The following is a 5,757-nucleotide window of genomic DNA, read 5'->3' on the forward strand; positions in this document are numbered from 1 at the left end:
GGCCGCCGCCCCCCCCCGCCCCCGGGGGGGGCCCGGCGGCGGGGCCCGGCGGGGGCGGCGGCCCGGCCGGCCCCCCGGCGGGGGCGGGTCAGCGGCGGAAGTAGCCGTCGAAGTTCTTCGAGAACTCCCGGCCGCCGAACTGGTCCCAGTTGATGGACCAGGTCATCAGGCCCCGCAGGTTCGGCTGGGCGCCGGCCCTGGGGACGTAGCCGCCGCAGTTGGCGAGCTTGGTGAGGCAGTCGAGGGCCTTGTCGACCTCGGCGGGGGCGACGTAGCCGTTGCCCGCGTTGGTGGTGGCCGGCATGCCGATGGCGAGCTTGGAGGCCGGCAGGGGCGGGAACACGTTGGCGGTGTTGCCCGCGACCGGGAAGCCCTTGAGCAGCATGTCGGTCATCGCGACGTGGAAGTCGGCGCCGCCCATCGAGTGGTACTGGTTGTCCAGGCCCATGATGGAGCCCGAGTTGTAGTCCTGGACGTGCAGCAGGGTGAGGTCGTCGCGCAGGGCGTGGATCACCGGCAGGTAGGCGCCGGCGCGCGGGTCCTGGCCGCCCCAGGGGCCGGAACCGTAGTACTGGTAGCCGAGTTGGACGAAGAAGGTCTCCGGCGCCATGGTGAGGACGAAGTTCGGGCCGTACTTGGCCTTGAGCGTCTTCAGCGCGGAGATCAGGTTGACGACGACCGGGCTGGTCGGGTTCTTGAAGTCGGTGTCGCCGGTCTGGAGGGACAGCGAGTGGCCCTCGAAGTCGATGTCCAGGCCGTCCAGGCCCCACTTGTCGATGATCGCGGAGACCGAGCTGACGAAGGTGTCGCGGGCCGCGGTGGTGGTGAGCTGGACCTGGCCGTTCTGGCCGCCGATCGAGATCAGCACCTTCTTGCCCTTGGCCCGCTTGGCGGCGATGGCGGCCTTGAAGTCGGCGTCGGACTCGACGGTCGGGCACTCGGTGGCCGGGCAGCGGTTGAACCGGATGTCGCCGGAGGTGACCGAGGTCGGCTCGCCGAAGGAGAGGTTGACGAAGTCCCAGGAGTCGGGGACGTCGGCCATCCGGGTGTAGCCGGCGCCGTTGGCGAAGCTGGCGTGCAGGTAGCCGACCAGGGAGTGGGCGCCGGTGGGCGGCGCGGTCGGCGAGGCGGTGTCGGTGGGGGTGGCGGTGGCCGTCGGGGTGGCGGTCGCGGTCGGGGTGGCGGTGGGCGAGGCGGTGACGGTCGGGGAGGCCGTCGCGGTGGGCGAGGCGGTGGGCGTGGGCGCGCCCGGGCCGTCCAGCGAGAGGTCGTCCGCGTAGTAGGTGCCCTGGCCGTACCAGCCGTGGGTGTACACGGTGGCGCTGGTCTGGGTGGCGCCGGTGGTGAAGCCGACGCTGAGCTTCTGGTACGCGCCGCCGGTGCCGGGCGTCCAGGTGCTGGTGCCGCCGTTCACACCGACGTAGACGTACGAGCCCTTGACCCAGGCGCTGAAGGTGTACGTGGTGTTGGGGGTGACCGCGACGGTCTGGGTGCACTGGGCGGTGTCGCTCGCCGAGGCGGCCGCCGCGAGGGCGTAACCGCCGCCGTGGGCCTGGCCGGTGACGACGCTGCCGGTGCCGCCGGTGCAGCTCCACGGGCCCAGGGCGCCGCTCTCGAAGCCGCCGTTGACCAGGAACTCCCCGGCCGAGGCGGTGGGTGCCAGACCCAGGGCGAGGCCGGCCATGGTGGCGGCGGCGACGGCCGAGGCGGTGCCGGCGGCGAGCAGCGTCCGGGGGCGGCGGCCGGCGGGCGAGTGGCCGGCGGGTGCGGGTGCGGGTGTTCTGCGCATGCGGGGGACTCCTGCGGGGGCGCGGATCGTGGGGGACGTCCGAGGGCACGGCGAGGTCGTGCCAGTGGGGGTTCGGCCCGACCGCGCACCCTAGTTGGACTAGACCACTGAAGTGGATCCGCCGGTGCGGTGTCAATGGTCCAGACCGGCTGGACGCTCACCGGGGCCGGTCGCGGCGCGGTGTCCGGTTGCCGGGCGTGACACCCCGTCGAACCATGGAGAGGTGACGTCGCCCGGCTACCTCCGCTACCCCCACCTGCGCGGGGGCCTGCTGGCGTTCACCGCCGAGGACGACGTCTGGGTGGCGCCGCTCGCCCCGGACGGCACCGTCGGCCGCGCCTGGCGGGTCAGCTGCGACCGCACCCGGGTCAGCCACCCCCGGCTCTCCCCCGACGGCCGCACCCTCGGCTGGACCGGCTGGCAGGCGCTGACCCCCGAAGTCTGGACCGCCCCCGTGGAGGGCGGCGCCGCCGTCCGGCTCACCCACTGGGGCAGCCAGGACACCCGGCTGCGCGGCTGGCTGCCCGACGACGAGCTGCTCGCCGTCACCTCGTTCCACGAGCCCTTCGGCCACTACACCTGGGCGCACGCCCTGCCGCCGGACGGCTCGCCCGGGCGCCGGATGCCCTGGGGACCGGTCGGCGACGCCCAGATGAGCCGGGCGCACACCGTGCTGCTCACCGGCACCGCCCCGCACGAACCGGCCGCCTGGAAGCGCTACCGCGGCGGCGCCACCGGGCGGCTCTGGGTGGACGGCGAGCGCGTCCTGGAGGGGCACCGGGGGCACTTCGCCTCCCCGATGCCGGTCGCCTCGGCCGACGGCGACCGGATCGCCTTCCTCTCCGACCACGAGGGCGTCGGCAACGTCTACTCCTGCCGCCCGGACGGCACCGACCTGCGCCGGCACACCGACCACGCCTCCTACTACGCCCGGGAGGCCGCCACCGACGGCACCCGGATCGTCTACCAGCACGCCGGCGACCTCTGGCTGCTGGAGAGCCTGGACGCCCCCGCCCCGCAGCGGCTGCACGTCCCGCTCGGCGGCGCCCGGGCCGGCCGCCGGCCCTACCAGGTGAGCGCCGCCTCGCACGTCAAGGACCTCGCCTGCGACCGGACCGGCCGCGCCGGGGTGGTCACCGTGCGCGGCAGCCAGTACTGGCTGACCCACCGCGACGGCCCCGCCCGGGCCCTCGCCGACACCCCGGGCGTGCGCACCCGGCTGCCCGTGGTGCTCGGGCAGACCGGCGAGGCCTGCTGGATCACCGACGCCGAGGGCGAGGACGCGGTCGAGATCGTGCCGCTGCCCGGGCACGAGCAGGCCCCCGGCCGGCCGGGGCACCGGCTGCTGGCCGGCGGCCTGCTCGGCCGCGTCCTGGAACTGACCGCGGCCCCCGACGGCACCCTCCTGGCCGCCGCCGCCTCCGACGGCCGGCTGCTGCTGGTCGCCACCGCCGACGGGGCCGTCCGCGAACTGGCCGCCTCCGGACACGGCCCGGTCTCCGGCGCCCGCTTCTCCCCCGACTCGCGCTGGATCGCCTGGTCCCAGCCGGTGGCCGGCCGCTCACTGCGCCGGATCCGGCTCACCCGCGCCGACGCGGACACGGCGATCACCGAGGTCACCGACGGCCGGTTCGAGGACGAGCAGCCGGTCTTCACCCGGGACGGCCGCTACCTGGCCCTCCTCTCCTGGCGCGGCTTCGACCCGGTCCACGACGTGCACACCGGCGACCTCTCCTTCCCGCTCGGCTGCCGCCCCTACCTCGTCCCGCTCGCCGCCGACACCCCGTCCCCGTTCGCCGCGCCCGCCGAGGACGGCGGCCCGCGCGGCGACGGCGGCGGCGACGGCACCGTCCACGTCGACCCGGAGGGCATCGGCGAGCGGCTGCTCCCGTTCCCGGTGATCGCCTCCAAGTACTCCGCCACCGACGCCGTGCGCGGCGGGCTGCTCTGGCTGCGCTGGCCGATCTCCGGCACCCTCGGGCAGACCTTCACCAACCCCGACGACACCTCCGGACGCCCCTCCCTGGAGTACTTCGACCTGGCCCGGGGCAGCCGCTCGACGCTGGCCGACAGACTCGACGGCTACGCCGTCTCCGGCGACGGCGGCTCGGTCGCCGTCTACTCCGCCGGCACCCTGCGGATCGTCCCGGTCAACGCCCCCTCCGCCGGGACCACCGTGGACCTGCGCCGGATCACCCACACCGTGCACCCGGCCGCCGAGTGGCGCCAGGCGTTCGGCGAGGCGGCCCGGATCGTCCGGGACCAGTTCTGGGACGCCGGGATGTGCGGGCTGGACTGGCCCGCGCTGGTCGCCCAGTACCAGCCGCTGCTGGACCGGGTGGCCGGCCCGGACGACTTCGCCGACCTGCTGCGCGAACTCCTCGGCGAACTGGGCACCTCGCACGCGTACGTCACCCCGTCCCGGCGCGGCGAGGGGCCCGCGCTCGCGCAGCAGCCGCTCGGGCTGCTCGGCGCCAACGCCCACCGCGCCGCCGACGGGCGCTGGCTGGTCGACCGCGTCCTGCCCGGCGAGTCCTCCGACCCCCGGGCCCGGGCCCCGCTCGCCACCCACGGTGTCCGCGACGGCGACGAGCTGCTCGCGGTGGCCGGGCGCCCGCTGGACCCGGTCCGCGGCCCCGGTCCGCTGCTGGCCGGCACCGGCGGCACCACCGTCGAACTCACCCTGCGCAGCGGCCCGGACGGCCCGGTCCGCCGGATCTCCGTCTCCCCGCTGACCGACGAACGGCCCATCCGCTACCAGGACTGGGTGGCCAGACGCCGGACCCTGGTCCGGGAGTTCAGCGACGGCCGGTGCGGGTACCTGCACATCCCCGACCTCGGCGGCTCCGGCTGGGCGCAGTTCAACCGGGACGTCCGCCGGGAGATGGACAAGCCCGCGCTGGTCCTCGACGTGCGCGGCAACGCCGGCGGCAACGTCTCCGAACTGGTGCTGGAGAAACTCACCCGGCGGGTGCTGGCCTGGGACTTCAGCCGCGGACGGCAGCCGGTGCGCTGGCCCCGGGACGCGCCGCGCGGGCCGGTGGTGGCGCTCGCCGACGAGGCGACCAGCTCCGACGGGGACGTCATCATCACCGCGATCAAGCTGCTCGGGCTGGGCCCGGTGGTGGGCAACCGGACCTGGGGCGGGGTGGTCGGCATGACCGGGCGGCACACGCTCGGCGACGGGACGCAGATCTCGGTGCCGAAGAACGCGTCCTGGTTCACCGGCGGGCTCGGCTGGTCGGTGGAGAACCACGGCGTGGAGCCGGACGTGCACGTGCTGCGCACCCCGCAGGACTGGGCCCGCGGGCGGCACGTCGAGCTGGTCACGGCGGTGCGGCTGGCGCTGGACCTGCTGGAGGACACGCCGGCCGCCGAACCGCCGCCGGAGGACACCCCGCGCCCGGACCTGCGGCGGCCGCCGCTGCCGCCACGGGCGTGACGAGGGGGCGCGCCCGTGGCGGGCGCGCCCCCTCGTGTGTCACCGCACGGCTGCGGCCCCCGCGTGGCCGCGACCTCCGGGTCAGTCCCAGGGGTCGCCCTCGGCGGTCATGTCCTCCCGGGCCCGCTCCTCGGCCTCCCGGTCGCTGACGCCTGCCGCCTCCTGCACCTCGCGGGCCTTCTCGATCTCGGGACCGAAGGCGTCGGCTGCCTCGTCGTGGGCGAGGGCGGCGCGCTGGGCGGGGTCCGTCATCGCGGTGGTGTCCTGCTCGTGGCTCCCGCCGAGGGAGGACCTGGCCTCCTCGGAGGCGTCGTGCGTCTTGTGGCGGAACCTGTCGAAAATGCCCATGACTCCTCCTCCGGACGAATACCGGGCTGCCCCCACTCTCACACCGGGACGGGAGGAGCGCATCCCCGGACCGCGGGGCCCCGGCGGGGGGCGGGGGCCCCCGCGGGGGGGGGGCGGCGCCGGCGGCGGGGGGGTATAAAAAAAAGACGCCGCCCCCCACCACCACAGGGTAGTAAAG

At 75.6% G+C, this 5,757-nt stretch carries 3 protein-coding genes; 1 reads left to right on the forward strand and 2 read right to left on the reverse strand.

Going from position 1 to position 5,757, the window contains the following annotated elements; genetic code table 11:
• Nucleotides 1-88: 88 nt before the first annotated feature.
• Entirely contained in the window at nt 89-1,789 is a 1,701-nt protein-coding gene (locus ACFC1F_RS41740) for a chitinase (RefSeq protein ID WP_376166860.1), read from the reverse strand.
• A gap of 223 nt (nt 1,790-2,012) precedes the next feature.
• On the opposite strand from ACFC1F_RS41740, the gene ACFC1F_RS41745 reads away from it, so the two are divergent.
• Nucleotides 2,013-5,231, forward strand: coding sequence for a S41 family peptidase (locus ACFC1F_RS41745; protein WP_376166862.1), 3,219 nt, complete (start codon nt 2,013-2,015; stop codon nt 5,229-5,231).
• 81 nt (nt 5,232-5,312) lie between these two features.
• On the opposite strand, the gene ACFC1F_RS41750 is transcribed toward ACFC1F_RS41745, so the two are convergent.
• The gene (locus ACFC1F_RS41750; protein WP_376166864.1) at nt 5,313-5,579 is read right to left on the reverse strand and encodes a hypothetical protein; all 267 of its coding nucleotides are present in this window, start codon (nt 5,577-5,579) and stop codon (nt 5,313-5,315) included.
• Nucleotides 5,580-5,757: the final 178 nt, after the last annotated feature.

It is taken from the genome of Kitasatospora sp. NPDC056181 (assembly GCF_042266225.1).
Taxonomy (GTDB): Bacteria; Actinomycetota; Actinomycetes; order Streptomycetales; family Streptomycetaceae; genus Kitasatospora.